Genomic DNA, 25393 nt, shown 5'->3' on the forward strand with positions numbered 1-25393 from the left:
GCGCATGGCTGACGCTGTCGAAGACCTCACCGACAAGGAAAAGGAAGCGCTTCGCCTCCTGCTTGCAGGTCACGACGCGAAATCCAGCGCTGCCGAGCTGGGGATTTCTGTCCATACCGTCAACGATCGCCTGCGCAACGCGCGCCGCAAGATAGGGGTCTCAAGCAGCCGGGAAGCCGCAAGAATCTTGGGGGATGCGGAGGGTGCCTCACCCCAAATTCATGCACACAATGAAATGGGGATGGTGGACGGCAAAGCGCAGCGGGAAACTGCAGGCCTCAACGAAAAGCGTCAGCGCGGTCCCACAAAGGCCGTGTGGCTAGCAGGAGGAATGCTGACCATGTCCGTACTTATCGCAATTGCAGCCGTCTCTCTGATCGTGGGGAATGGCCCCGAAAGCGAGAAAGCAGAAACCGCATCCATCTCCGCCGATCGCGAAGATGTGCCACCGCAGGCCGCGGTTGCAGACGCAGAGTCCATCGCGGAGGCCAATGCCTTTCTCGCCGAGGTCGATGCTGGAGATTGGGAAGGCAGCTGGCAGGTTGCGGGCGAATTCTTTCAGTCGCAAACGACTGCTGCGCAATGGGCCGCGGCTGTCCAACCGGTCCGTTCTCCGCTTGGAGAAGTTCAATCGCGCAGTATCGCAACCGTTCAGCGTACATCGACCCTCCCGGCCGCTCCCGAGGGCGAATACGAAGTTCTCCAGTTCAACACCCAGTTCGAGGGACGGTCCGGTATCGCCGTCGAAACGCTGGTGATGATGCAAGGCGATGCGGGCTGGGAAGTCAGCGGGTATTTCATCCGCTGATCTAGATTACAGCTGAAAGCGCGAAGGTTTCGGCAATTCACCGAAGCACTCGCCAAACAAAAAGGGCCGGGATTGCTCCCGGCCCTTTTCGTTGCTGTGTCCGTGTGGACTTACATGCCCGAGTCCGGACCGTAAGTGATTTCCACACGGCGGTTCTGCAGTTCGCGCACGCCATCGGCGGTGGGCACGCGGGGCATGCTTTCGCCGAAGGCTTCGCTGGAGATGCGACCGCCCGGGATGCCGCGACCGGTGAGGTATTCGCGGACCGATGCGTTACGACGCTCTGCCAGACCCATGTTGTATTCGACCGAGCCGGAGCGGTCGGTGTGGCCGGCCAGCATAATGGCTGCGGTGCCGCAATCGCCGTAGGCGGTGATGGCGGAGTTGAGCACGGTGGCTGCTTCCGGAGTGATGGTGGACTCGTCCCAATCGAAGAACACGATGTAGGGGCCCTGCTCGCAGACCGGAGCCGGCGGCGGAGGCGGCGGTGGCGGAGGGGGCGGAGGGGGCGGAGGAGGCGGCGGCGGGGGCGGGGGGGGAGGCGGCGGAGCCGGTTCATCACCACCGAAGTTGAAGATGAAGGTGCCCAGCACGGTGTGCGTACCGACGTTACCCACGAAATCGCGGCCAACGTTGTCGACCAGTTCGACATCGGAAACGCGATGATACTTGTATTTCACCGAAGCGTCGATGTTGCTCGTGACCGGCGCACGGACCTGGGCAATGCCCTGCCATGCAAAGCGCGTGTCGCTTTCGTCGAGGTAGCCGGGGCTGTCTTCGAAGGCGGTCACATTGTCGAAGCTGACGCTGCTGATGCCTACGCCGCCGCCGATCGACAGGCCGATGCCGTCATTCCCGCCGAAGTCGAGCAAGGCATTGAACATGCCGCTCCACATGCTGAGATCGCCGCGAACCGGATCGAATACGCCCGTTTCGGTAAGGTAACCGTTGGGGGTGAAGAAACCGGGAATGCCGGCGACACCCGCATCGATCGTGTCGATATCGAAGTCCTTGTAGGAGCCTTCGACTTCGAAGCGGAGGGGACCGGCATCATAACCGATCAGGGCTTCGGCTTCCCAACCAAGCTCGCTCTCGAGGCGCACATCGCGCTCGAAAACCTGCTCCGTCAGTTCCGTTTTCTCGGCTTTGCCGATGCCCGAACCAACGCCGATATAAAACTCGTCATCTCCAGCCATTGCAGGCGTGGCGATAAACGCCGTTGCCGACAACAGGCCGACTGTGAACTTCTTCATCTGGTATTCCCCCATGTAAAGGAACGCGAATCTCTACGCGCAACGCCGCTTTCACGATCATCTCGCAATTGCGACAAAGCTGAGAGGCGTGTTACCGCAAACCACCATCAATGCGAAGCCCTTCATAACAATTGAAGTTGTCTGCCTGTTTGGGGTGGTCGAAATGCAACGGTATCGAGCTCGATCGGAGGGTTTTCGATACCTGCGCGGCGACATGCGAGGCGAAAGCGCGCCCTGAACAGGTCGGCCCAGACCCCTTTCGGCCTCAGGCGGGTGAAGAAATCAGGATCGTTATCGCGCCCGTTGCGGATCGACCGGACGATGCCCATCACCTTTCCAGCGCGCTCCGGGTAATGGATTTCCAGCCACTCCCGGAACAGCGGGGCAACTTCGTGTGGCAGGCGCAGCGGTATCCATCCGCAGTTCTCCACTCCTACCTCTGCGGCGCGGGCGACAATTTCTTCCATGAACATGTCCGTGATCGCAGGAATGACCGGGGCGATGGAGCAATGGACTGGCACCGCGTGCTTCACCAGTTTCTCGAGTGCGTTCAGTCTCTTGGCGGGCGATGCTGCACGTGGTTCGAGATGTCGGGATAGCGTCGGATCAAGGCTTGTCACCGAAATGGAAACCGCGACGAGCTTGTGGCGCGCCAATTCTTCTAGAAGGTCCAGATCGTGCAGCAACCGATCCGATTTGGTCGTGATGGTGACAGGATGGCGAGTCTCCAGGCAGACTTCGAGCACTTGCCGCGTAATGCGGTACCGGCCTTCGATCGGTTGGTAGGGATCGGTATTCGTCCCCATCGCGATCGGGTGCGGGCGATACCTGGGTCGTGCCAGCGTCTTGCGCAACAGGTCTGCCGCCTGCGGTTTAGCGAACAGCTTCGTCTCGAAATCCAGGCCGGGTGACAGGTCGTGAAAGGCGTGCGTCGGACGCGCGAAGCAGTAGATGCACCCGTGTTCGCACCCGCGATAGGCGTTAATCGAGCGGTCGAATCCGATGTCCGGCGACTGGTTGAACGAGAGGATCGATCTCGGAGCTTCTTCGGTTACGGTCGTGCGCAGTTTGGGCGCGGGGCCGTCGACAGCTTCGACCGCGTCCCGCCAATCACCATCGACATGCCGCTGAGCCAGACCGAACCTCTGCGGCACATTGGCCGATTGGGCACCGCGGCCGTGCTGGGGGACTTGGTTCTTGCGCATGGAACAGATATAGAACATAGTGGCCGCGAGGCAAGGGCGGAGGATGCCATGGGAATACTCGATTACGTTGAGCTTCCGGCGCAGTCGGTGGGCGCGCAAAGGAATTTCTATTCAAGCGTATTTGGCTGGGACTTCACCTCATACGGCGAGAGTTATGCCGCATTCGAAGATGGTCTTTGTCAGTTCGCGCTGAACGGCACGGGACAGCACCAGGGCAAGGGGCCGCTCCCGGTCGTGCGCGTGAATGACATTGCTGCGGCAGTAGCGGCGGTGCGGAACGCCGGTGGAACCATCACCCTGGATGTGTTCGATTTCCCCGGCGGAAAGCGCTTCCATTTCACCGACCCGGAAGGACAGGCGATGGCTGTGTACCAGCCTGCTTCCGACTAGCGCTCGTTCAGGCGGGGCATCAGTTCAACGAAGTTGCACGGCCTGTTACGGCTGTCGAGTTGTTCGTCGAGGATGCGGTCCCAGCCATCCTTCACCGCACCGTTAGAGCCGGGCAGGGCAAAGATATATGTACCGCCAGCCAGCACGGCGAGCGCGCGGGACTGGACCGTGGAGGTGCCGATGGTCTGGTAACTGATCCAGCGGAACAGTTCTCCGAAGCCGGGAATATCCTTGTCCTTGATGCGGTCGAGCGCTTCGGGCGTCACGTCGCGCCCGGTCAGGCCCGTGCCGCCGGTAGACACGACAGCATCGATCCCCGGATCGGCTATCCATTTGCCCAGCAGGGCCACGATAGCGTCGGCATCGTCCTTCTCGATCGCCCTGGCTGCCAGATTATGACCTTTCGCCGCGATCCTCTTGGCCAGGATATCGCCAGAGGTGTCTTCATCCGGTCCGCGCGTGTCGGACACGGTCAGCAAGGCGATATTGATGGGCCGGAAAGTCCGGTTTTCGTCAATTGCCATCAGTCCCCCCCGGCAGACATGTAGACCCGGCCATCGGTGGGCGCAGTACCATCGGGGAACAACGGCCATCCGTTCTGCGCAAGGGCCATGCGACTGGGCGAAACGTCGGTCGCCTGACGCTCGTACATCCAGTAATGCCGCATCACGATCGAGACATATTCGCGCGTTTCCCAATAAGGGATCGCTTCCATGTAAAGCAGTGGATCGTTCTGGTCGTTGATTTCGGTCTCCCAGCGGGTAATCGGTGTCATCCCGGCGTTGTAGGCCGCCATTATTACCGGCATCCGCCCACGCGTAACGGGGCTATCGCGCAGCATCAGCAAGTTCTGCTGGCCGAACGCGAGGTTGGTCTCGGGATCGAAGATGTTGATCGAACCAGCGTTAAGGCCGAGCGTCGGCGCGTGCTGGCGGACGGTAATCGGCGTGATCTGCATGAGTCCCTGCGCATTCGCCGGGCTGACGGCATTGGCGCGGAAAGCGCTTTCCTGCAGGATATGCGCGAAAGCGAGAGCCGGATCGACCTGCCAGCCATTGTAGGGCGCGGCCTTTGGCGCAGGGTAACGCGATGCGGGATCTGCCTCCCCGCCGGGCGGCGCGTTGAGCGACATGTAGAGCTGCGTTTGCGGGAAGCCCAGATCGCGGGCGAGGCGGGAATAGGCAGCATAATGACGCGGGTCGCCAATGCGCGCCTGGTGCAGAAGTACCTGGCTCCCGAGCACGTCACGGCCGATCTCGGCCAAGGCAACGGCCACGCGGGTATTGCGATTGCTGCCGATCGCCCGCCAATCCTCTTCGGAAAAGTCTGCGTTCTCTACCCGATCCGGCAATTGCCGGCCGAGTTGCTCGGCAGCGAGCATGCCATAGAGGGTCTCGTCCATCCGTGCGGCATCGCTCAGCAGGTCTTCACTCAGGCCCGGCTGACGACACCGCAGAGCCGCCCGCGATGCCCAGAACAGGGAAGCTGCGCGTAGCGGGGGGCTGACGGCTTGCTGTGCCGCGCGCTGGAAAGCGCCGCTGGCGGTCTCGCAATCGTTAAGGCGCCAGGCGGCAAGCCCTGCCGTCCATTCGCCCTCCGCCACCCATGCGCCGCGACCTTCGGGCACGGTCTGCGCCATTGCGAGTGCTTGGGCATCGCGGTTCTCGATAAAATAGCTCCACGCGACGCGCTGGCGCCATTCGGCCCGCGCCTCCGGGCTGAGGGAGGAGTCGACCCCGTCGAGCAGCAAGCGTGCGCCTGACGGATCGTCGTTCGTAATCCGCTCGAGAATAGCGCGTTCGATATCCGCGGGCATCGTTCCATCGTTGACGGAGCGGGGCCGTGTGCGGCGTGGCACGGACCGCTGTGACACGAAGTCGCGCGCGTATGGCAGGTTGGGTTCACCCGTCAGGCCCCGCGTCTGGCCAAGGCGCACGAGCTGCGCGGCCTGGGGCAGTTCCGCACCCGATTGGAGCCATTGCGCGATCTGGTCGGCCTCGACGCGAGGCGAGTTCGCGGCAAGATAATATTCCGCGCGGGCCACATCGTGGAGCAGTCCGGAAGAGCGTTGCTGGAACAGGCTGTCCACCAGGCTCCAGTCGCCAGCCTCGATCGCGCCGAACAGGCTGTCGTAATATTCACGATCTTTCGGTGAAAGCTGCTGGGGGGCAGGGCGATCATAGATGCGAGCGGTGAAATAGGTGCGCGAATCCCGTTCCTGCGCGAGCGCAGGCGCGGCGATCACGCAGGACATCGCAATGGCGATAGCGGCAGTGAACTTCATTGGGCGGCAGTCCATTGGCAGAGCCGCTTCCAGAGCCGGGCGCGTTGGCGCGCATGGTCCAGGAGGCGGTCGGGGGCGAATGTTGCGAGGGTGGCGGTGTCGGCAATGGCCGAGAAGGATTCGGGCGGCGCCGCGGGATCGTGTCCGAGCACGGCGGGAAGCTTGCTGCCGAACAGCAGCACGCGCTGTGGTTTTGCCAGCGTGACATGATGAATAATCGCGGAGCCGAGGCCATCGGCAGCCAGCTGGTCCCAGTCCGGCAGGGTGGTGTGGCAAGGCAGGGCGCTGGCGAAGTAGGCGAGGTTCGGGTCGAGACCCATGGCGCGCAGCACGTTGCCGACGAGGCGACCTTGCGGACCGGACAGCAGGCTGTCGCGATCCTCGATTTCCGGCATGGCCGTTATCACCATCAGTGGCGCGCCCTCCTTGCCGATGGGTGCAATTCGTGCGGCGTGACCGTTGGCAAAGGGATTGTCCGGGCCGACCCACCAGTCACGAAACGCAGCGAGATCGCCTGGCAAGTCAGCCGATTTAACCTTGGGTTCGGGCGGCTTTTCCTCCGTCTTTACCTCTGCCGGTGCGGTGGGGCGAGCGTGCTCGGCATCCGCTTCGTCTGCAAGAAGCGGCACGATCTCGTCGGAAAACTCGTAATCCACGCCGGCATCGCGCCACCAGTCCATGGCAGCGGCAAACTGATCGCCCAGGGGGATTTCGTTGCGATTTTCCATGTTTGGACCAAGGGTGGTCTTGACGGCCCGCCGGGCAACGATCAAGCCCAATCCGATGTTTGTTCCGCAAAACGAGGCGAAATGATGGTTGAACGGGAATCCATGCCCGTGGACGTAGTGATTGTCGGCGGCGGCGTTGCTGGGCTGTCCGCGGCAATCCGGCTGAAGCAGCTCAACGAAGAGCTGGAAGTGGTCGTGCTGGAAAAGGGCTCCGAGATCGGGGCGCATATCCTTTCGGGCGCTGTCGTCGATCCCAAGGCGCTGGACGAACTCCTGCCGGACTGGCGCACGATGGACTGCCCGATGGCGGAAACACCCGTTACCGACAACTGGCACTGGATGCTCGGCAAGAATGGCAAGACCAGCCTGCCGCACGCAATGATGCCGCCGCTGATGAGCAACAAGGGCTGCTACACCGGTTCGCTGGGCAACTTGACCCGGTGGCTGGGCGAACAGGCCGAGGCGCTGGGTGTGATGGTGTTCCCCGGCTTTCCCGCTGCCGAAGTCATGTTCGGCGAGGACGGCGCTGTCACCGGCGTGATCACGCAGGACATGGGCGTTGCCGCAGATGGCAGTCACAAGCCCGATTACCAGCCGGGGATGGAAATCCAGGCCAAGTATACCCTGTTTGCAGAAGGTGCGCGCGGCAACCTGACCAAGCAGATGAAGGCGAAGTTCGACCTGGAGGCGAATTGCCAGCCGCAGGTCTACGGGCTCGGCATCAAGGAATTGTGGGACATCGATCCCGAAAAGCACGAGCCGGGCCGGGTGATTCATACCCAGGGTTGGCCTCTTAGCGAAACCGACACCTGGGGCGGGGGATTCCTTTACCACCAGGCGAACGGACAGGTCGCCATCGGCTTCGTGACGGCACTCGATTACGAGAACCCTTACGTCTCGCCATTCCAGGAATTCCAGCGCTGGAAACACCATCCCGCTATCAAGGAATATCTCGAGGGTGGCACGCGTGTCGCCTATGGCGCACGTGCCATCAACGAGGGTGGCTGGCAGTCCGTCCCCAAACTGGCCTTCCCTGGCGGCGCGTTGATCGGGTGTGCGGCAGGTTTCGTCAACGTGCCGCGTATCAAGGGCAGTCACACCGCGATGAAAAGCGGTATGCTGGCCGCGGAGAGCGTGGCGGCTGCAATCGGCGCAGGGCACGAACACACCGAGCTGGCTGACTACGATGCCAACCTTCGCGACAGCTGGATCGCCAAGGAATTGAAGAAGGTGCAGAACGCACAGCCGCTGGTCGCCAAGTTCGGCGGCGATATCGGCACGGTGCTGGCCGGCGCGGACATGTGGCTGCGCACGCTGGGCGTGGGGCTCGGCGCAATGGGCCATCACCGCGATTACGAGGCCACGCACCGGGCGGACCTGCACCAGCCGATCGATTATCCCAAACCCGACGGCAAGATCAGCTTCGACCGCCTCACCAGCGTCTCCTACAGCTTCACCAACCATGCCGAGGACCAGCCCAACCACCTGAAGGTTGCGGACATGGAATTGCAGCGAAAGAGCGAGCTGGAAGTCTACGCCGGACCCTCGGCACGGTATTGTCCGGCGGGCGTTTACGAGTGGGTTGAGGAGGACGGCGAGGAGCCGAAATTCGTCATCAACTCGCAGAACTGCGTTCACTGCAAGACCTGTGACATCAAGGATCCGAACCAGAACATCAACTGGACCACGCCCGAAGGCGGCGGTGGGCCGAACTATCCGAACATGTGAGCCGGGGGCTTTGCACCTCACCGAAACAGCCTATGCCAAGATCAACCTCGCGCTGCATGTCCGCAGGCGGCGCGAGGATGGCTATCACGAACTCGAGACCCTGTTCGCCTTCGTTGATTGCGGAGACGTGCTGACGGCGCGCAGGGCGGAGAAGGATCGGCTGACCACTGTCGGTCCGTTCGCAACGGCACTGGCCAATCCTTTCGACAATATCGTGACGCAGGCCCTGTCGGCGCTGCCGCGTCCCGATGGTCTGGATGTGACGCTGGAGAAGAACCTGCCCGTTGCCGCGGGGCTTGGCGGGGGATCGGCCGATGCGGGGGCAGTCTTTCGCATGGTTCGGGGTGCCTATGGCCTGCCCGACGACTGGCGGGAGCGTGCGGCAAGGCTGGGCGCGGATGTACCCGCCTGTGTCGACAGCGACATGCACATCGGGCTGGGCACCGGAGCGCAGCGGGTGGAGGTCGAGAACGACATGGCGGGGATGGCCGTGTTGCTGGTCAATCCGCGGGTGGCGGTACCGACGGGGCCGGTGTTCAAAGCTTGGGATGGTGCAGATCGAGGGTCGCTGCCAGACGGACCGGCAAGCGCGATCGCGCGCGACGGTCGCAATGATCTGCGCCAGCCGGCCGTAAAGATCTGCCCCGAAATCGACACCGTCCTCACCTCGCTGTCCTCCACCGATCCGTGGATGCACGAGATGTCCGGCAGCGGCGCAACGTGCTTCGCCCTTTATGAATCGGCAGAAATCCGCGATAGGGCGGCACAAAAGCTGGCAGCGGAGCATTCCGACTGGTGGCAGATGAAAGGATTTTTGCGATGAGCGAGACGGTCTTTCGCCATATCGGCGAAGCCCGGCCGGGCGGCATTGTTGCCGTGTGTGACCACGCTTCCAACCGCGTGCCGGACGAATTCGAGCTGGGCGTATCGCGCGAAACACTGGACAAGCACGTGGCCTGGGACATCGGCGCGGGCGGTGTGTGTGACCGCCTTGCGCGTCGTCACGGCATCGCCTGCCTGCTCAGTGATGTGAGCCGCCTCGTGATCGACATGCACCGCGAGGAAGATCACGATAAGCTCATCCCCATAAACACCGATGGCATCCTGGTGCCCGGCAACATCGGCGCCAACCGGGAAGCGCGCCTCGATGCATACCACCGGCCTTACCACGCCGAGATGGAGCGCTGGTTCGACGAGGCGCAGCCGGGCCTCATCCTCTCCATCCACAGCTTTACGCCCGAACTGGAGAGCGACCCTTCGCAGGAACGTCCGTGGGAGATCGGCCTGCTCTACAACGAGGACGATCGTGCGGCGAAGCACGCTATCCGCCTGTTTGGCGAGCTCGGTGTTACCGTGGGGGACAACGAGCCTTATTCCGGCAAGCTGCTCAACGCGACGATGAACCGCCATGCCGAGGCGCACGGTCGGCCCTATTGCGCGATCGAGATCCGCAACGACCTGATCGCGACCGAGACAGGGCAAGCCCGCTGGGCCGCGATCATCGCAGACGTGGCTGGCCGGGTGAAACTGGCGCTCGACACCTTCGACTGACCAGCGCCGCTTGATCGCGCAAAAGCTTTTCCTCTTTCGGACAGGTCGCCCCTTCCTTTAAGGGAGGTCGTGACACACCCAAGCAGGACCGACGCAAGGCAGGACTTACAATGCCCGCATATCGCTCACGTACCACCACCCATGGCCGCAACATGGCCGGTGCCCGCGGCCTGTGGCGCGCCACCGGCATGAAGGATAGCGACTTCGGCAAGCCCATCATCGCCGTGGTCAATTCCTTCACCCAGTTCGTGCCGGGCCACGTGCACCTGAAGGACCTTGGTCAGCTGGTCGCGCGCGAGATCGAGGCGGCAGGCGGCGTTGCCAAGGAATTCAACACCATTGCCGTGGACGATGGCATCGCCATGGGCCACGACGGGATGCTCTATTCTCTGCCCAGCCGCGATCTGATCGCCGACAGCGTGGAATACATGGTCAACGCACACTGCGCCGATGCGATGGTGTGCATTTCCAACTGCGACAAGATCACGCCCGGCATGCTGATGGCGGCAATGCGACTGAACGTACCGGTCGTGTTCGTCAGCGGCGGCCCGATGGAGGCCGGCAAGGTGGTGCTGAAGGGCAAGGAAGTGGCGCTGGACCTGGTCGACGCCATGGTTGCCGCAGCGGACGAGAGCTATACCGACGAGGAAGTCCTCAGCATCGAGCAGTCGGCCTGCCCGACCTGCGGATCGTGCAGCGGCATGTTCACCGCCAACTCTATGAACTGCCTCACCGAGGCGCTGGGTCTTTCGCTGCCGGGTAACGGCTCGCAGCTTGCCACCCATTCCGACCGGCAGGGCCTGTTCGAGCGGGCAGGGCGGCTCGTGGTCGCGCTGGCGAAGCGCTATTACGAAGAGGACGACGCCAGCGTTCTTCCCCGTTCCATCGCCACCTTCGAAGCGTTCGAAAATGCGATGAGCCTCGACATCGCCATGGGCGGCTCCACCAATACCGTTTTGCACCTGCTCGCTGCTGCGGCGGAAGCGGGGGTGGATTTCACCATGCAGGATATCGACCGTCTGAGCCGCAAGGTTCCGTGTCTGTCCAAGGTTGCTCCGGCCAAGGCCGACGTACATATGGAAGACGTGCACCGGGCGGGCGGTATCATGGCAATTCTTGGCGAGCTGGACCGTGCGGGGCTGCTGCACACGGCGTTGCCCACCGTGCACAGCCCGACAATGGGCGACGCGCTGGATGACTGGGATATCGTCCGCAACGCCAATCCCAAGGTTCACGAATTCTACAAGGCCGCGCCCGGCGGCGTGCCGACGCAGACGGCATTCAGCCAGTCGCGCCGATGGAAGGAGCTCGATCTCGACCGGACAAGCGGCGTGATCCGCAGCGCCGAACACGCGTTCTCTCAGGACGGCGGGCTCGCCGTGCTTTACGGTAACATCGCGCGCGACGGGTGCATCGTGAAGACCGCCGGGGTGGACGAAAGCATCCTGAAATTCACCGGCCCCGCCAAGGTCTACGAAAGCCAGGACGCCGCCGTAGCAGCTATCCTCGGTGACGAGGTGAAGGCCGGGGACGTGGTGGTGATCCGCTACGAAGGGCCGAAGGGCGGTCCGGGCATGCAGGAGATGCTCTACCCCACCAGCTACCTCAAATCGAAGGGTCTCGGCGCGAAATGCGCGCTGCTGACCGACGGGCGTTTCTCCGGCGGCACTTCGGGCCTCTCCATCGGCCATGCCAGCCCCGAAGCGGGCGAGGGCGGGGCAATTGCCCTCGTGGAAACCGGCGACATCATCGAGATCGACATACCGGCTCGCACCATCAACATGGTGATCAGCGAGGAAGAACTTGCCCACCGCCGCGCCGACATGGAAGCGAAGGGCGATGCCGCCTGGCAGCCGGTCGAGAAGCGGGAGCGGCGCATCACGCCCGCCTTGCAGGCCTATGCCGCCATGACGACGAGCGCCGCCAAGGGCGCCGTGCGTGACGTCAGCCAGATCACGCAAGGCAGGAAATAGTGCGCCCAAGCGGCGCTGCCATTCTTGCCGCTGTCGCGCTGGGCGGATGCCAGGATGCGGGCGAAGCGGACGCACGGCATGCCGCTGGCGCTGCGATGATCGACTGTTCGCTGGGCGGCGCGGGCGGCTTCGGCCGCGATTGCTCTATGGAGCGGGTCGAGCAGGGCGGCGCGAGTTTCGTGATCGTGCGGCACCCCGACGGCGCCTTTCGCCGCTTCGAACTCGGCGTGCCCGGTTACGGCCTCGTCACCGCGGACGGTGCGCAGCAGGCCGAAGTGACAAACCTGGGTGGATACGTGGAAGTGCGCGTGGATTCGGATCGCTATCACTTGCCGGTTTCGCAATGAGTGCTCCCGCGCCCCAGCAGATCCTGACCGCCGAACAGATGAAGGCTGCGGAGCAGTGGCTGATCGACGCCGGCGAAACCGTAGAGAGCCTGATGGAGCGCGCCGGTTCCGGAGCCGCCGACTGGGTCTGGCGTCTCGCTGCCGGTCGGTCCGTGACGGTGCTGTGCGGGCCGGGAAACAACGGCGGTGATGGCTACGTGATCGCCCGCGTGCTTGCAGAGAGAGGCCTCTTCGTATCGGTCGTTGCGCCGATTGAGCCCAAGACCAATGCCGCGCAAACAGCGCGCAGCAGATGGGGCGGCGAGGTAGTGGAACACGCAAGCGGAGACGTACTGGTCGATTGCCTGTTCGGAACCGGGCTGGGCAGACCACTGTCCGACGAGCTGCTCGGCCTTCTTAACAACCTCTCGACCGGCCACGCCTTGCGGATCGCGGTAGACCTGCCGAGCGGTGTCGACAGCGACAACGGCGATGTCCTCAACGACGGGCTGCCGGAATATGATCTCACCCTCGCGCTAGGGGCTTGGAAGCACGCGCACTGGTTCATGCCTGCCATGGCACGAATGGGAGAGCGCAGACTGGTCGATATCGGCGTGGGCAAGGTCCATTCCGCAGCGCGCCTTTCCGCACGGCCCAGCTTCCGCAAGCCTGCGCCCGATGCGCACAAGTATTCGCGCGGCATGGTGGCCGTGATTGCCGGTGCGATGCCAGGGGCCGCCGTCCTTGCTGCCTGTGCCGCCCAGCATGGCGGAGCGGGCTATGTAAAAATCCTCGTTGACGAGGATTGCGAGCCACCTGCCGCGCCTGTCGACGTGGTGGTGGAACATGGATCCCTGTTCCAGCTTGTGCGCGACAACCGCATCAATGCCATCGTGATCGGCCCCGGCTTCGGTCGCAGCGATGCTGCAATGTCGCGCCTCGACTGGATACTCGCCTGCGACGTTCCCACCGTCGTCGATGCCGATGCTCTGGCCCTGTTGCAGCCGCCCATGCTGGAGGACCGCAGCCTGCCGATTATCGCCACGCCCCATGCGGGCGAACTGGAGGGCATGGCCAACGCCTTTGGCACCGTCGGGCTTGACCGGGTGGAGCAGGCCATTGAACTCGCTGAAGCGATCGAAGGCGTGCTGGTCGCCAAGGGGCCGGACACGATTGTTGCTGCGCAAGGTTCTTCGCTGGCCGTCATGCCGCCATCCACAAGCTGGCTAAGCACGGCGGGGACGGGCGACGTTCTTGCCGGACTGATCGGCAGCAGGCTGGCAACGGGTGTCAGCCCGCGCCTGGCGGCGGAACAAGGCTGTTGGCTCCATGCGGAGGCCGCGCGGCTTGCAGGCCCGGTCTTCACGGCCGGGCAACTTGTCGAATACGTCCCCGATGCCTTTGCGGCGCTATCATGAGCGAGAATGCCGAGATCATCCGCATCGCCGCCAAGGGCGATGGCGTGACCGCAGATGGACGGCACGTGGCCATGGCCGCACCCGGCGATATCGTGCATGCGGACGGAAGTCTCGAGCATGGCCCGCACCATGTCGTTCCGCCCTGCCGTCACTTCGGCACCTGCGGCGCATGCCAGTTGCAGCATTGCGACGAGGCAGCGCTCAGCGATTTCGTGCGAGGCCGGGTGGTCCATGCTGCGCAGGGGCAGGGCCTGGAGCCTCAAGTGGTTGTCACTCCCGCCATGTCACCCCCGCACACCCGCCGCCGCGCCAGCTTGCGCGCGGTGAACGGCGGTGGTCGCCCGCTGATCGGCTTCACGCAAGGTGGTTCGCACAAGGTCGTCGACATGCGCGAATGCCATGTGCTGCATCCACGCCTCTTTGCGCTGGTGCAGCCGCTGCGCGAGTACCTTGCGCAATTGAAAGGCCGCTACGCCATCGGCATCGAGATGACGCTTTTGGATCAGGGCGTCGACCTGAACATCAGCGGTTTTGCACCGGAAGGGCTGGAGCAGACCGAAACGCTTCTCGATTTCTGCCGGGAGCAGGGCCTTGCCCGCCTGACGCTCGACCACGGCTTCGGTGCAGAGAGTTTCTGGGAGCCGGAGCCCGCGACGGTCACGTTAGGTGGCGTGCCCGTGCCTTTCCCTCCGGGCGCTTTCCTGCAAGCCACGGATCATGGCGAGGCGGCGCTGGCTGGCGCCGCGAAGGAATGGCTCTCTCGCTGCAACCGGGTAGCAGACCTGTTCGCGGGGCTGGGTACTTTCGCGCTGTCGCTTGCTGGGCAATCGCAGGTGCTGGCAGCAGAGGCCGATGCGTCTGCCATCAACGCCTTGCGGCTCGTCGCCAATCGTCGGCGCTTGCCTATCGAATGCGCGCACCGCGACCTGTTCCGCAATCCGCTGCGCGCCAGTGAGTTGGATGCCTTCGACGGCATCGTGCTCGATCCACCGCGCGCGGGGGCACGCACGCAAGTGGAGCAGGTGGCGCAAAGCAATGTTTCGCGGGTCGTCTATATCAGCTGCAACCCGTCGAGTTGGGCGCGTGACAGCGTGCAGTTGAAAGAAGCTGGCTACGCGCTGGCAGAGCTTCGCCCTGTCGGGCAATTCCGCTGGTCAACCCACGTCGAGTTGGCGAGCCTGTTCATCAAGGGTTGATCCAATCAGGTCTTCCAGCCTCATGCGGTCCGCGCTCTCGGAAAAGGCATGGTCAGCGCGCTCGAGAACCACGATTTTGCCTCTGCCTCGCCAAGCGGACCGGAAAGCTTGTCCGGTCCGGTCGAGACCGGATACCAGCATCAATACCGAGCCGTTGTAGCTCGCCATCGCGTCCTGCATGGCTGCGACGAGATCGCTCTGCGAGCTTGTGCGCACCATGGCGGTTCGCAGTCCCTCGATCAGCTTGCGCAAGGACACACCTCCCGTCAGCAGGCGCTGCCATTCGCTGGCCTGCCGCAGTTTCCTGGCGTAGCGAGATCGCACCGCCTGCGGGGCATGTACCGGTGCAACCGCGTCTTCCTCGTCAAAGGTCCATGGGTTGCTCAGCACGAGGGCATCACACCCCGCGCCGCCTTGCAGCATGAGGGCGCTAGCTGCATCGCAGTTGCCATAGGCCACCACGCGTTTCATCTGCGGGCAGGCCTGCCTGAACGCCTCCAGCGCAGTCGCGAGGTCAGCTGCCGAAGAGCGAAAACCACGATTTTCGCCCTCGCTGTCACCCACGCCGCGCCTATCAAAGCGGAATACCGGGTAGCCGCGCCTTTTTATCTCCCTTGCGAGACTTGCCTGGCTCGCGAAAGGGCCGCTGCGTGTTTCGTTGCCGCCGCTGACGATCAGAAGACCGGCAGTGCCTTCGGCATGCGCCAAAGTACCCAAAAGGCGGGCGCCTTCACAGTCGAACTGGAGGAACCGCCTACTCATGACCGCCAACCAGAGATAATTCGCGCCAATAGCAGCGACTGTTGCGCATCCTCGGAGGGCTCCGTCCGGAGCCATAGCCCCGGGCCTTGCAGTTGGCTCTGTTCTACCAGGAGTTCTGGCTCCGGTGGCCGGGCGGCCTCCAGGTCGCGGATCAGCCGGGCCGAGCAATCGTAGCCGACCATGCTCAAGCCTTCCGTGCGGCCAGTCGTAAGCGCGTTGTCGATGGTGACATGCACTCCTGCCTCGCGTCGCTGCATTACGTGCGCTCGCAACAGGGCGCGCAAGGTTTTCATGCCGGTCGTGGCCGCATAATGCGCGCGGTGCACGTGCGTCGGCGCGAGAAGAGCGCCTCCCCTGATTGCCAGCACCTGATTCGCACGAAAATGCCTGGCCGCGTGATCCATGGCAGAACGCCATGTCGCCAGATCCTGCGCACCATGCCTCGCGAGGCTTTCGTTAGTGCCCGGGAGGTCAGGCAGGAAGGTATCTATTCCCGCCGCGTCGAGCCTTCGCATGGTCTCGACCGTGAAACGCCTTAGCTTGTTGCCCTCATCGAACAGCGCCGGGATGATCAGCAAGCGCCGATCTCGCTCTCGATCGAACGAAAGCGCATATTCCCGATCATCGCTGTTCGAGGGCCAGAGACCCGTCAGCATCGGCTGTCAGCCGGTTGTGCGCTTGCCGACGAGGAATGAGCGCAGGCCGCCGAACGTCTCCAGCATTTCGCCGTCAACGTCCTCGTCGTCGATGATGATGTCGAGACGGTCTTCCAGTTCGGTGAGCAATCCCGCCACCGCCATGGAATCCAGTTCCGGCAGGTGGCCGAAAAGACCGGAATCGGGCTCCAGCTCTGCAATACGGTCCGCCGACAGGCCGAGCACGTCCGAAAGGACCTGCCGCAGAATGAGATCCGTGTCTTCGGACTGTCCGGTTTGGGCGGGGAGATTGGTCGCCATAGTCCCTGCGCACTAGCCATCGGAGGCCACCTGCACAAGCTTGCGCAGCACATGCCTGGCCATAACGGACCAGTTTCGCGGGTTCGCGGGACGCAGGCAGGTCAGTTTCCAGCGCGTGCGTACCTTTTCCATCCAGTCGCGCTTGTAGGGATCGTCGCCTGTGCCGAAGTCAACGTGAGCGACACCGTCGATATCGATGACCCGCTCGAACAGCGCGGCGGTCAGCGTGGTTCCGGGCGAGAGCCGGTCCTCACCCCGACGGTGCGCCAGCTTGTGTATGTAAGCCGTGTCCCCATCCACCGTCCAGAATTGCGCTGCCACCGGCTCGCCATCCTTGCGGGCGATGGCGAAGCGGAAGCGACCCGCGTCGCTTTCTCCCTGCGCAAAGGCCCGCAGCAGGTCGGGGTTGCCTTCTTCCGGTTTCCAGCTGGCGGCATAAATGTCTTCGTAGGCAGCCCAATCGGCGGCATCGAGATGCGTTGAGAGAGTTACGTCGACTTTCTTTCCCTTGCGTTTGAGGGTTGTGCGCAAGTGGCCGGGCCGCGCCGCGAGATACTCCGCAAAGCTGCGACCCGCGACTTCGAGTACGTGGTTCGTGTCGCACGGCTCTTCGATTACCAGCCAACGGGCGCTTCGGAATGCACGGCTGAGGCGCAACAGAGTATCTTGCTCTTCGGGCACCTTCGTAAGCGTGACACGATGGGTAATGCGGGCAAGATCGGCGGCAAGGTCTTGAAGCAAAGAGGCTCCTACCGTGCCGCGCGTGCGCAAGTCGCTCCACGTGAAAGCGTACCAGTTCGTAAGCGCTTCAAGCCCGTGCTTGCCGCGGCGAAGGGGCAAGGTGATACCCTCTTCATCCAGGCGGGCCGTGGCAAGCACGGGCTTCAAGCCGCCTTTTTCCAAGAGGGCGAACCATTCCGGCCGTGCAAAAGGGCCTGCGTCAGACCAATCGAGGCCTTGCAGATCGTTAATCGTGTCGTGATAGCTGATCGCCGTCACCGAAAAGCGCACTCCAGGAAATCCATGTCCACCACGCCCGACCCAATGCCACGCCCGCTCGATCACCTCGCGCTGCGCGGCGATGATGCGGACCCGGCACTCGTCCTGCGACGTGAGGCGCTTAGCTGGAAGGACTTAAGAAGCCGTGTCGCGCAGCTTGCGGGGTGGCTGATTGCACAGGTTCCGGAGAAGGGTGCACGGGTCGCCACGTGGGCGGCCAAGGGTGAATTGACCTGCCTGATGCCGCTCGCCGCGGCGCGGGCCGGACTGGTGCACGTGCCCGTTAACCCGCTGCTGAAGCGGGCTCAGGTCAAACATATCCTGGTCGACAGCGGGGCGACTCTGCTGCTGGCGAATTCGGCGCGTCTTGCCTCGCTCGAGGCAGAGGACCTGCCTGCGAACTGTCCGGCGATAGAGGAAAAGGCGGCCTTGGAGGCAGCGTGCTCGGCAGAGGCGCTGTCCGCCCACTCTACAGCTGATCCTGCTGACCTTTGCGCCATTCTCTACACCAGTGGCTCCACCGGACGACCTAAGGGCGTGATGCTGAGCCACGCCAACCTGTGGCTGGGCGCGGTGAGCGTGGCACACTACCTCGACATGGCGGCGGACGATGTGACGCTGGCCGTGTTGCCGCTCAGCTTCGATTACGGGCAGAACCAGCTTCTCTCGACCTGGTTTGCGGGGGGAAGTGTGGTTCCGCTTGACTATCTGACCCCGCGTGACGTCATCAAGGCGTGCGGCCGGTACGACGTAACGACGCTCGCCGCAGTGCCGCCCCTGTGGGTCCAGTTGATGGGCCAGGAATGGCCCGCTGAGGCGGTGGAACCGATGCGTCGCCTGACGAACAGTGGCGGTGCCCTGACCGAAGACCTCGTGCGTGATCTGCGCCGCATTTTTCCGAACGCGCGTCTGTTTCCGATGTACGGCCTGACAGAAGCGTTCCGCTCAACCTATCTTGAGCCCGAACTGGTAGACGCACATCCGACCTCGATGGGCCGAGCCATTCCGTTTGCAGAGATTCTCGTTGTAAATCATAATGGTGAAGTCGACACTGAAGGCGAGCTCGTGCATTGCGGCCCGCTGGTGGCCCAGGGCTATTGGCAGGATGCGGAGCGCACGGCGCGGCGCTTCAGGCCCGCACCCAAGGCATCGCAATACGGCGGCATGGCGGTGTGGTCTGGCGACAACGTGCGGCGGGACGAGGACGGCCTACTCTATTTCGTCGGCCGCGACGATGCCATGATAAAGAGCGCGGGCAATCGCATCAGCCCGCAGGAAATCGAGGAAGCCGTGATCGCGACAGGACTGGTCGAGGAAGCCGTTGCCATTGGCGTGCCTGATGAGAAACTTGGCCACGCCATTCATCTCGTCGTGCGGGGTAACGGCTCCGAAGACGCTTTGCGCGCGGCGCTTCGGCGCGAATTGCCCAATTTCATGCAGCCGAGCGTAATCCGCTGGCTCGATGCCATGCCGCTGAACCCTAACGGAAAGATCGACCGCGCACTGTTGGCGAGGGAAGCAGCATGAAGGCGCTCGGTCCGATCCCGCCCGAATTCACCGCGCTCGACGGAGAACTCGCCATTGCGGGTCGCCCGGCTTCTTCGCTGGTCAAGGAGGCCGGCGATACGCCGCTGTTCGTCTATTCGCGTGACATCATCGAGCAACGCATCGCCGGATTGCGCGCAGCGATGCCAGAGCGATTGAATATTCATTATGCAATGAAAGCAAACCCCTATGGTCCATTGCTGGAATTCATCGCAGACCTCGTCGACGGCCTCGATATCGCCTCGATCGGGGAATTCGAACAAGCACGCGAAGCGGGCTATCTGCCGCGCGAGATCAGCTTTGCGGGGCCGGGGAAGCGCGACCGGGAATTGTTCGCCGCGATCAAGGCGGGGGTCACGCTCAACCTCGAATCCGAGAATGAGGCGGAACGCGCGCTCCAGATGGGCAAGCAATTGAAGGTGAAGCCCCGTCTTGCAATCAGGGTCAACCCGACTTTCGAGCTGCGGGGCTCCGGCATGAAGATGGGTGGTGGGGCGAAACCGTTCGGCATCGATGCCGACCGCGTGCCCGCTCTCGCACGCAAGATCGTGGATGCTGGCGCTAACTGGCAGGGATTCCATATCTATTCGGGCAGTCAGGCTCTGGACGCGGAAGCGCTGATCGAAGCGCAGGGGCAAGTGCTGCACTTGGCAGAGCAGCTTGCGAACGACGCCGAAGTCGACGTTCCGCATCTCAACATGGGCGGTGGCTTCGGCATTCCCTATTTCGACAAGGATACGCCTGTCGATATCTCCGCGATCGGTGCGGCGCTGGAGCAGCGTTTCGCCGAACTGCCCGAAGTGCTGCGAGAGACCCGGTTCGCGATAGAGCTGGGACGGTTTCTGGTCGGTGAGTCAGGGGTTTATCTGACGCGCATTGTCGACCGGAAGGTAAGCCACGATACCACTTACCTCATCACCGATGGCGGGTTGCACCACCAATTGGCGGCATCGGGCAATTTCGGCACCGTCGTCCGCCGTAATTACCCTGTGGCCATCGCTACGCGCTTCGACGCGGAAGCAGAGGAAATCGTGAATGTTGTCGGCTGTCTATGCACCCCGCTGGATCGCCTTGCCGATGCCGCGCACCTTCCCCGTGCAGAGGTTGGTGATCTCGTCGCGGTGTTCTGTGCCGGCGCATACGGCGCCAGCGCCAGCCCGGCGACATTTCTTGGCCAGGGTGCGGCCCGCGAAATGTTGGTCTGACGCCGGATTTTCGAAGCGTCCCAGAACAGGACAGAACTGCGCAAACCCGCTTCCTGCGCGGTTTTGAGCGTGACGACTAACGCATTGTTCACCCTTTTTCGAGAGAAGCCCTGACCGGATCCCAGGGGCGGTTTGGCTGTTCGGCTCGATCGCTGTTCAAGCCGACCGCCAGTAATTCGCGAAGGACGCACAATGCGCACGAAAACGCCCGCCAGTCTCATGGTCGCCGCTGCATGCCTAGCCACTGGTCTGACCGGCTGCGGTGCCGGTGTGTCGGGCCCGCAGCTTGAGCCCGCGCGTTTTGTCGCCATGCAGGAAGGGCCGGGCGAGGAATACGTGATCGGCCCGCTCGACAAGCTTACCGTGCACGTCTGGCGTAACGACGAACTGGGCGCGGAAGTGCAGGTCCGCCCCGATGGCCGGATTACCACACCGCTGGTGGCGGATATGCCTGCCGTAGGCAAGACGCCGACAATGTTGGCGGAAGACATTCGCCTCCAGCTCTCCCAGTATATCGAAGAGCCGCTGGTGACGGTGATCGTGAATGAGTTTGCCGGCACCTTCAGCCAGCAGGTTCGCATCGTGGGCGCCACCGCGCAGCCGGCATCAATCCCCTATCGCGCCAACATGACGCTGCTCGATGCGATGATCGCGGTGGGCGGGCTCAGCGAATACGCCGCGGGCAACCGCGCCACGTTGATCCGGTTCGAGCGCCAGACCGGCAGTCAGAAGGAATATTCGCTTCGCCTGGCAGACCTTCTGCGCCGCGGGGATAGCGATGCCAACGTGATGCTCCGGCCCGGCGATGTGATCATCATCCCGGAAAGCATGTTCTGAGGAAGGCGCGAAGGCATTGAACCAGCTTTTCGAAGAACTGCGCGGCGGCATCTATGCGATCTGGAATCGCCGCTGGCTGGCGCTGGGCATCGCCTGGGCAACCTGCCTCCTGGGCTGGCTGGTCGTCGCGCTGATCCCCAATACCTACGAGAGTGAAACGCGCATTTTCGTGCAGCTTGACGACGTGCTGGCCGAACAGATCGGCATCGGCGCCGCGAGCCGGGCGCGCGATATCGATCGCATCCGCCAGACCCTTGTAAGCTCGGTCAATCTCGAAAAGGTGGTCCGCTCCACCCGCATCGGCGACGGCGTGACTTCGCCCACCGAAATGGAAGCTGCCATCGAGGGGCTGACCAGGGATATCGAGGTGGTGAGCGAAGGCGAGAACATTTTCGAGATCACAGCTGCCAGCGGTCGCCGGGACCTGTCCGATTCGCAGAACGCCGCACTGGCGCAGGTCATCGCCCAGCGCATGATAGACATTTTCCGCGAGGAGAACCTCGGCGGGGCGCGCGGGGACATGCAGGATTCCATCGAGTTCCTGAACCAGCAACTGGCCGCGCGCGAAGCCGAGCTTGCAGCGGCGGAGGAGCGCCGCCTTGCCTTCGAGACCGCGCACCCTGAGCTGATCGGCGGTGCGCAGGCCATTGCCAACCAATTGAACGCCACGCGCGCCGAATTGCGCGCCGTGGAAGCCGACCTTGCCGCAGCGCAAAGCGCGCTGGCGGGCCTGGAAGGCCAGATTTCCAGCACGCCGCGCTTCATCGTCACGCCCGGTTCGGGAGGTCCGCAGGCTTCGCTGGCGCAGGCCCAGGCGCAACTCGCCGCGCTGGAGGCACGCGGTCTTACCGACGAGCATCCCGACATGGTCGCTGCCCGCCGGACGGTGGCCTCCCTGCGCGAACAGGCGCAGGCTGCCGGGCCTTCTGGCGGCCAGTTGAACCCGGCCTACAGCACTCTCCAGTCGATGTACGTGGAGCGGCAGTCCAACGTGCAGTCACTGCAATCGCGGGCGGCGGGGCTGCGGTCGGAAATTGCCTCGATCACGGCAAACCAGGCGCTGGAACCGGGCGCTGCCGCCGAAGCCCAGCGAATCAGCCGGGACTACGACGTGCTGCGCGAACAGTACGACCAGCTCTTGCAGGACCGCGAGGAGCTGCGCCTGCGCGGCCAGGTGGAAAGCGAACGCAGCGCGGTTCAGTTCGAGGTGGTCGATCCGCCCACCACGCCGCGCAAGCCCGCAGCTCCGAACCGGCCGCTGCTGCTGCTTGGCGTGCTGATCGTGGGCATCGGTGCTGGCGGCGGCAGTGCCTATGCGCTGAGCAAGCTTGGTTCCACTTTCGCGACCGCAGGCCAGCTTGAGCGCAGTGTCGGCCTGCCGGTGATCGGCACGATATCGCACACGCTCACTGAAGCAGGCCGCGAAATCCAGGCCAAGCGCCTGAGGTACTTCGCGGCCGGTCTCGGCGGACTTGGCGTGATGTTCGTGGTGCTGATGGGTGTCGAATTCGTCCAGCGCGGCATGGTGGCCTGAGGGGCGAGCGATGACAGACCAGAGCAACACGCCCGAGCCACCCAAGACGCTGCTTGAACGCGCCGAAAGTATGTTCGGCGCTGGAGGCTACAAGCCGGCCAAAGTTCCGAACGAGCTGAAAGAGCCCATAAACCGCCGCCCGAAGCGCGCGACGCCAAAAGCTATGGTGGACGAAAGCGAAGCGCCCCCGGTGCCGATCAAAGCATCGCAGGTCGCGTCGCAGCCGAAGGTGCATGCGCCGCCCGAGCCGGTCTACGTCGACGTGGAATTCAGCGACAGGCAGCACCCGGTAAGTCGGGAGTGCCTGGCCCGCTGCGGACTGATCCAGCCCGAAGGGCAGGTCACGGAATTGCTCGAGGAGTTCCGCATCGTGAAGCGGCAGGTGCTGCAATCGGTGCGCAAGGCGCAGGAGAAGGGCAACGGCGCGCTTGCGCAGCGCGTCCTCATCTGCTCGCCACACCCAAACGAGGGCAAGACCTACTGCGCGGTAAACCTCGCACTGGCGCTGGCTGCGGAAAAGGACTGCGAAGTCCTGCTGGTGGACGCCGATTTCGCCAAGCCCTCGGTGCTTAAGATGCTAGGTCTGCCCAAGGGGCCGGGCTTCATGGATGTGCTGGCACGCGACGATGTGATGGTGGAAGACTGCGTGCTCGCCACCGACATTGCCGGACTGCACGTTCTGCCCGCAGGCAATCACACCACGTCGGACAGTGAATTCCTGGCAAGTCACCGCACGGCGCAGGTGCTGGACCGGCTGACGCGCGCTGCGCCAAAGCGGATCATCATTTTCGACAGTCCGCCCGCATTGGCGGCCTCTCCTGCTGCAGAACTTGCCAACCACGTGGGTCAGGCCATCATGGTCGTTCGCGCCGATCGTACGGGACAGAACGCGCTGGAGGACGCATTGACGCTGCTTTCCGCCTGTCCCGATCTCAAACTGCTGCTCAATGCCGCACATTTCAGTCCCAGCGGGCGCCGCTTCGGTGCTTATTACGGTGAGGGCGCGTGATGCCAGCGTATCCGTCCCTGTTTGCAAGGGCGACCCTCGCGCTTGCGCTGGCGGCGGTTTCGCAGGCCGCGCATGCCCAGCAGGAAGGTCCCGCTGCCACTTCTGCGATGGAAGAGCGCGGCAGTGACGAGCAGGGCGAGCGTGCCTATGGCGCGGACGTTGCGCCCTATATCGAGGCTTCGCAGGTCATTTCCGCCCAATTGCAACCGGGCGACGATGTGCTGACCTACACCCAGCTTGCCGCGGGCGTGGATGCCACGATTGCGGGCCGCAACAGCGCCGCATCCGCATCGCTGCGTTACGAGCGCGACATCGGCTACGGCGATGCCCTGGACAGCGATACCGTGTCGGGCATCGCCCGCGCATCGCTCAGTCTCTATCGCCAGGGCATTACCCTGGAGGCCGGGGGGCTCGCGTCCCGCACCAGCGTGGATGGGAGCGGTTTCAGTTCGGTCGGCCAGATCGCCGGAAACGAGGGTTCGACCAGCCACATCTATTCCGTCTACGCCGGTCCCGCCATCCAGACCCGATCCGGGCCAGCGGAAATCAGCGGCCAGTATCGCCTCGGCTATACCCGTGTGGAATCTCCCGATGCGCTGGCGCTCGCGCCTGGTGAAGAATCGGTCGATATTTTCGATGACAGCGTGACGCATAACGCCGCACTGCGCGTTGGTGTCGCTCCGTACACAGTCGCGCCGGTTGGCGTAGGCGTGGGGGGCGGATGGAACCGGCAGGACATTTCCAATCTCGATCAGCGTATCGACGACAAGTACGTGCGCGGCGACGTCACGCTTCCGGTCTCTCTCACTGTCGCCCTGGTGGCAGGCGTCGGCTACGAATACGTGGAAGTATCCAGCCGCGATGCCCTGATAGATGCGGGTGGGAACGTGGTGGTCGGCCCCGATGGTCGCCTGGTCACCGACGACAGCCAGCCGCGCCGTATCGCCTATCAGACAGACGGCCTGATCTGGGACGTGGGCGTGATGTGGCGGCCCAGTCGCCGCACCTCGCTCTCCGCCACCGTGGGCCGCCGCTATGGCTCCACCACCTATTACGGCACGCTATCCTACGCGGCCAGTCGCAATTCGGGCCTCAGCATCGCCGTTTATGACAACATTACCGGCTTCGGCGGGCAGTTGACGGGTGCGCTGGACTTGCTGGGCACCGAATTCACCGCCGTCCGCAATCCGATCTCGGGCGACCTCGGCGGCTGTGTGATAGGGGTGGAGGGGAACAACTGCACGCTCGCCCAGCTCAACTCGCTGCGTTCTGCGGTCTTCCGCAACCGCGGTGTTTCCGCGAGTTATTCCGCCGTTGCCGGGCGCACCAGCTTCGGCGTCGGTGCAGGTTACGATCGTCGCAGCTTCATCGGCGCAGAAGATACGGTCCTCGCCGCTGTCGATGGGGTGGTGGACGAAAGCTATTACATCGCTGCCAATATCGCCCACCAGCTCGATCGCAATTCAGGCCTGTCCGCTGGCGCCTATGCCAGCTGGTTCGATGCCGGTGCGGGCGATCTGGGCGATGGCATCGGTTACTCCGCTTCGCTGGCTTACAACCGAGACATCTGGCGCGGGCTGACCGGTATCGCCGCCGTCGGCATCGACGGCATCAGCCGCGACGACGACCTGACCGACTATTCGTCCGCCTCGGCCCTGCTGGGCCTTCGTTACACGTTTGACTGAT

The 25393-nt window shown here is 63.4% G+C and carries 24 protein-coding genes; 15 read left to right on the forward strand and 9 right to left on the reverse strand.

Features of this window, described 5'->3' with window-relative positions; translation table 11 throughout:
• The first annotated feature begins 4 nt into the window (after positions 1-4).
• The gene (locus tag ABFX23_RS11400; RefSeq protein ID WP_346033171.1) at positions 5-808 is read left to right on the forward strand and encodes a helix-turn-helix domain-containing protein; all 804 of its coding nucleotides are present in this window, start codon (positions 5-7) and stop codon (positions 806-808) included.
• A 110-nt stretch (positions 809-918) separates the two neighbouring features.
• On the opposite strand, the gene ABFX23_RS11405 is transcribed toward ABFX23_RS11400, so the two are convergent.
• The gene (locus ABFX23_RS11405) at positions 919-2061 is read right to left on the reverse strand and encodes an OmpA family protein (RefSeq protein WP_346033172.1); all 1143 of its coding nucleotides are present in this window, start codon (positions 2059-2061) and stop codon (positions 919-921) included.
• A gap of 122 nt (positions 2062-2183) precedes the next feature.
• On the reverse strand, positions 2184-3266 hold the full coding sequence (locus ABFX23_RS11410; RefSeq protein WP_346033394.1) for a PA0069 family radical SAM protein: 1083 nt from the start codon (positions 3264-3266) through the stop codon (positions 2184-2186).
• A 48-nt stretch (positions 3267-3314) separates the two neighbouring features.
• On the opposite strand from ABFX23_RS11410, the gene ABFX23_RS11415 reads away from it, so the two are divergent.
• A complete protein-coding gene (locus ABFX23_RS11415) occupies positions 3315-3656 on the forward strand; it encodes a VOC family protein (RefSeq protein WP_346033173.1) in 342 nt (113 codons plus the stop codon).
• Here the strand turns inward: ABFX23_RS11415 and moaB are convergent.
• The 3 genes from moaB to ABFX23_RS11430 are packed head-to-tail and all read right to left on the reverse strand — an operon-like array spanning position 3653 to position 6668.
• Entirely contained in the window at positions 3653-4180 is a 528-nt protein-coding gene (moaB, locus tag ABFX23_RS11420) for a molybdenum cofactor biosynthesis protein B (protein WP_346033174.1), read from the reverse strand. The genes ABFX23_RS11415 and moaB overlap by 4 nt on opposite strands.
• Positions 4180-5940, reverse strand: coding sequence for a transglycosylase SLT domain-containing protein (locus ABFX23_RS11425; RefSeq protein ID WP_346033175.1), 1761 nt, complete (start codon positions 5938-5940; stop codon positions 4180-4182). The genes moaB and ABFX23_RS11425 overlap by 1 nt, the downstream gene beginning before the upstream one ends.
• Complete coding sequence (locus tag ABFX23_RS11430) at positions 5937-6668, reverse strand: uracil-DNA glycosylase family protein (protein ID WP_346033176.1); 732 nt, start codon at positions 6666-6668, stop codon at positions 5937-5939. Before ABFX23_RS11430 ends, ABFX23_RS11425 begins: the two co-directional genes overlap by 4 nt.
• Positions 6669-6752: 84 nt before the next feature.
• On the opposite strand from ABFX23_RS11430, the gene ABFX23_RS11435 reads away from it, so the two are divergent.
• The 7 genes from ABFX23_RS11435 to ABFX23_RS11465 all read left to right on the forward strand — a co-directional run bounded on the left by ABFX23_RS11435 (position 6753) and on the right by ABFX23_RS11465 (position 14860).
• A complete protein-coding gene (locus tag ABFX23_RS11435) occupies positions 6753-8396 on the forward strand; it encodes an electron transfer flavoprotein-ubiquinone oxidoreductase (RefSeq protein WP_346033177.1) in 1644 nt (547 codons plus the stop codon).
• Between the two features lie 10 nt (positions 8397-8406).
• A complete protein-coding gene (locus ABFX23_RS11440) occupies positions 8407-9219 on the forward strand; it encodes a 4-(cytidine 5'-diphospho)-2-C-methyl-D-erythritol kinase (RefSeq protein WP_346033178.1) in 813 nt (270 codons plus the stop codon).
• Entirely contained in the window at positions 9216-9947 is a 732-nt protein-coding gene (locus ABFX23_RS11445; RefSeq protein WP_346033179.1) for an N-formylglutamate amidohydrolase, read from the forward strand. Before ABFX23_RS11440 ends, ABFX23_RS11445 begins: the two co-directional genes overlap by 4 nt.
• A gap of 110 nt (positions 9948-10057) precedes the next feature.
• The gene (gene ilvD, locus ABFX23_RS11450) at positions 10058-11920 is read left to right on the forward strand and encodes a dihydroxy-acid dehydratase (protein ID WP_346033180.1); all 1863 of its coding nucleotides are present in this window, start codon (positions 10058-10060) and stop codon (positions 11918-11920) included.
• A complete protein-coding gene (locus tag ABFX23_RS11455) occupies positions 11920-12267 on the forward strand; it encodes a hypothetical protein (protein WP_346033181.1) in 348 nt (115 codons plus the stop codon). The genes ilvD and ABFX23_RS11455 overlap by 1 nt, the downstream gene beginning before the upstream one ends.
• Positions 12264-13664 carry an NAD(P)H-hydrate dehydratase gene (locus ABFX23_RS11460; protein ID WP_346033182.1) on the forward strand — a complete coding sequence of 467 codons (1401 nt, stop codon included), beginning with the start codon at positions 12264-12266 and terminating at the stop codon, positions 13662-13664. The genes ABFX23_RS11455 and ABFX23_RS11460 overlap by 4 nt, the downstream gene beginning before the upstream one ends.
• A complete protein-coding gene (locus ABFX23_RS11465) occupies positions 13661-14860 on the forward strand; it encodes a class I SAM-dependent RNA methyltransferase (RefSeq protein ID WP_346033183.1) in 1200 nt (399 codons plus the stop codon). The genes ABFX23_RS11460 and ABFX23_RS11465 overlap by 4 nt, the downstream gene beginning before the upstream one ends.
• Here ABFX23_RS11465 and ABFX23_RS11470 read toward each other — a convergent pair.
• Genes ABFX23_RS11470 through ABFX23_RS11485 form a run of 4 tightly spaced genes read right to left on the reverse strand, consistent with a single transcriptional unit; the run spans position 14819 to position 17589 of the window.
• Positions 14819-15697, reverse strand: coding sequence for a hydrolase 1, exosortase A system-associated (locus tag ABFX23_RS11470; protein ID WP_346033184.1), 879 nt, complete (start codon positions 15695-15697; stop codon positions 14819-14821). The genes ABFX23_RS11465 and ABFX23_RS11470 overlap by 42 nt on opposite strands.
• A complete protein-coding gene (locus tag ABFX23_RS11475; protein WP_346033185.1) occupies positions 15619-16278 on the reverse strand; it encodes an alpha/beta hydrolase family protein in 660 nt (219 codons plus the stop codon). Before ABFX23_RS11475 ends, ABFX23_RS11470 begins: the two co-directional genes overlap by 79 nt.
• 6 nt (positions 16279-16284) lie before the next feature.
• On the reverse strand, positions 16285-16578 hold the full coding sequence (locus ABFX23_RS11480; RefSeq protein WP_346033186.1) for a phosphopantetheine-binding protein: 294 nt from the start codon (positions 16576-16578) through the stop codon (positions 16285-16287).
• Positions 16579-16590: 12 nt separating this feature from the next.
• Positions 16591-17589: a GNAT family N-acetyltransferase gene (locus tag ABFX23_RS11485; RefSeq protein WP_346033187.1), complete on the reverse strand. Its 999-nt coding sequence runs from the start codon at positions 17587-17589 to the stop codon at positions 16591-16593.
• Between the two features lie 12 nt (positions 17590-17601).
• Between ABFX23_RS11485 and ABFX23_RS11490 the strand changes: the two genes are divergently transcribed.
• The 6 genes from ABFX23_RS11490 (at position 17602) to ABFX23_RS11515 (ending at position 25392) form a co-directional block, all read left to right on the forward strand.
• Positions 17602-19104: an acyl-CoA ligase (AMP-forming), exosortase A system-associated gene (locus tag ABFX23_RS11490; RefSeq protein WP_346033188.1), complete on the forward strand. Its 1503-nt coding sequence runs from the start codon at positions 17602-17604 to the stop codon at positions 19102-19104.
• Positions 19101-20327 (forward strand): pyridoxal-dependent decarboxylase, exosortase A system-associated, encoded by a 1227-nt coding sequence (locus tag ABFX23_RS11495; RefSeq protein ID WP_346033189.1) that lies wholly within the window; start codon positions 19101-19103, stop codon positions 20325-20327. Before ABFX23_RS11490 ends, ABFX23_RS11495 begins: the two co-directional genes overlap by 4 nt.
• 219 nt (positions 20328-20546) lie before the next feature.
• A complete protein-coding gene (locus ABFX23_RS11500; RefSeq protein ID WP_428831664.1) occupies positions 20547-21164 on the forward strand; it encodes an XrtA/PEP-CTERM system exopolysaccharide export protein in 618 nt (205 codons plus the stop codon).
• 16 nt (positions 21165-21180) lie between these two features.
• Positions 21181-22698, forward strand: a complete 1518-nt coding sequence (locus ABFX23_RS11505) for an XrtA system polysaccharide chain length determinant (protein WP_346033191.1) — start codon at positions 21181-21183, stop codon at positions 22696-22698.
• A gap of 10 nt (positions 22699-22708) precedes the next feature.
• Positions 22709-23707, forward strand: a complete 999-nt coding sequence (locus tag ABFX23_RS11510) for an AAA family ATPase (protein ID WP_346033192.1) — start codon at positions 22709-22711, stop codon at positions 23705-23707.
• Complete coding sequence (locus ABFX23_RS11515; protein WP_346033193.1) at positions 23707-25392, forward strand: preprotein translocase subunit YajC; 1686 nt, start codon at positions 23707-23709, stop codon at positions 25390-25392. Before ABFX23_RS11510 ends, ABFX23_RS11515 begins: the two co-directional genes overlap by 1 nt.
• Position 25393 lies beyond the last annotated feature (1 nt).

This window comes from Erythrobacter westpacificensis, from assembly GCF_039542285.1.
Classification (GTDB): domain Bacteria; phylum Pseudomonadota; class Alphaproteobacteria; order Sphingomonadales; family Sphingomonadaceae; genus Alteraurantiacibacter; species Alteraurantiacibacter westpacificensis.

Coding starts and splice junctions, on each gene's coding strand:
- ABFX23_RS11475 (WP_346033185.1), bottom strand. CDS start 16,278: ATGCTGACGGGTCTCTGGCCCTCGAACAGCGATGATCGGGAATATGCG.
- ABFX23_RS11460 (WP_346033182.1), top strand. CDS start 12,264: ATGAGTGCTCCCGCGCCCCAGCAGATCCTGACCGCCGAACAGATGAAG.
- ABFX23_RS11410 (WP_346033394.1), bottom strand. CDS start 3,266: ATGCGCAAGAACCAAGTCCCCCAGCACGGCCGCGGTGCCCAATCGGCC.
- ABFX23_RS11470 (WP_346033184.1), bottom strand. CDS start 15,697: ATGGCTCCGGACGGAGCCCTCCGAGGATGCGCAACAGTCGCTGCTATT.
- ABFX23_RS11445 (WP_346033179.1), top strand. CDS start 9,216: ATGAGCGAGACGGTCTTTCGCCATATCGGCGAAGCCCGGCCGGGCGGC.
- ABFX23_RS11430 (WP_346033176.1), bottom strand. CDS start 6,668: ATGGAAAATCGCAACGAAATCCCCCTGGGCGATCAGTTTGCCGCTGCC.
- ABFX23_RS11425 (WP_346033175.1), bottom strand. CDS start 5,940: ATGAAGTTCACTGCCGCTATCGCCATTGCGATGTCCTGCGTGATCGCC.
- ABFX23_RS11495 (WP_346033189.1), top strand. CDS start 19,101: ATGAAGGCGCTCGGTCCGATCCCGCCCGAATTCACCGCGCTCGACGGA.
- ABFX23_RS11415 (WP_346033173.1), top strand. CDS start 3,315: ATGGGAATACTCGATTACGTTGAGCTTCCGGCGCAGTCGGTGGGCGCG.
- ABFX23_RS11515 (WP_346033193.1), top strand. CDS start 23,707: ATGCCAGCGTATCCGTCCCTGTTTGCAAGGGCGACCCTCGCGCTTGCG.
- ABFX23_RS11400 (WP_346033171.1), top strand. CDS start 5: ATGGCTGACGCTGTCGAAGACCTCACCGACAAGGAAAAGGAAGCGCTT.
- ABFX23_RS11510 (WP_346033192.1), top strand. CDS start 22,709: ATGACAGACCAGAGCAACACGCCCGAGCCACCCAAGACGCTGCTTGAA.
- moaB (WP_346033174.1), bottom strand. CDS start 4,180: ATGGCAATTGACGAAAACCGGACTTTCCGGCCCATCAATATCGCCTTG.
- ABFX23_RS11405 (WP_346033172.1), bottom strand. CDS start 2,061: ATGAAGAAGTTCACAGTCGGCCTGTTGTCGGCAACGGCGTTTATCGCC.
- ABFX23_RS11480 (WP_346033186.1), bottom strand. CDS start 16,578: ATGGCGACCAATCTCCCCGCCCAAACCGGACAGTCCGAAGACACGGAT.
- ABFX23_RS11490 (WP_346033188.1), top strand. CDS start 17,602: ATGTCCACCACGCCCGACCCAATGCCACGCCCGCTCGATCACCTCGCG.
- ABFX23_RS11435 (WP_346033177.1), top strand. CDS start 6,753: ATGGTTGAACGGGAATCCATGCCCGTGGACGTAGTGATTGTCGGCGGC.
- ilvD (WP_346033180.1), top strand. CDS start 10,058: ATGCCCGCATATCGCTCACGTACCACCACCCATGGCCGCAACATGGCC.
- ABFX23_RS11465 (WP_346033183.1), top strand. CDS start 13,661: ATGAGCGAGAATGCCGAGATCATCCGCATCGCCGCCAAGGGCGATGGC.
- ABFX23_RS11500 (WP_428831664.1), top strand. CDS start 20,547: ATGGTCGCCGCTGCATGCCTAGCCACTGGTCTGACCGGCTGCGGTGCC.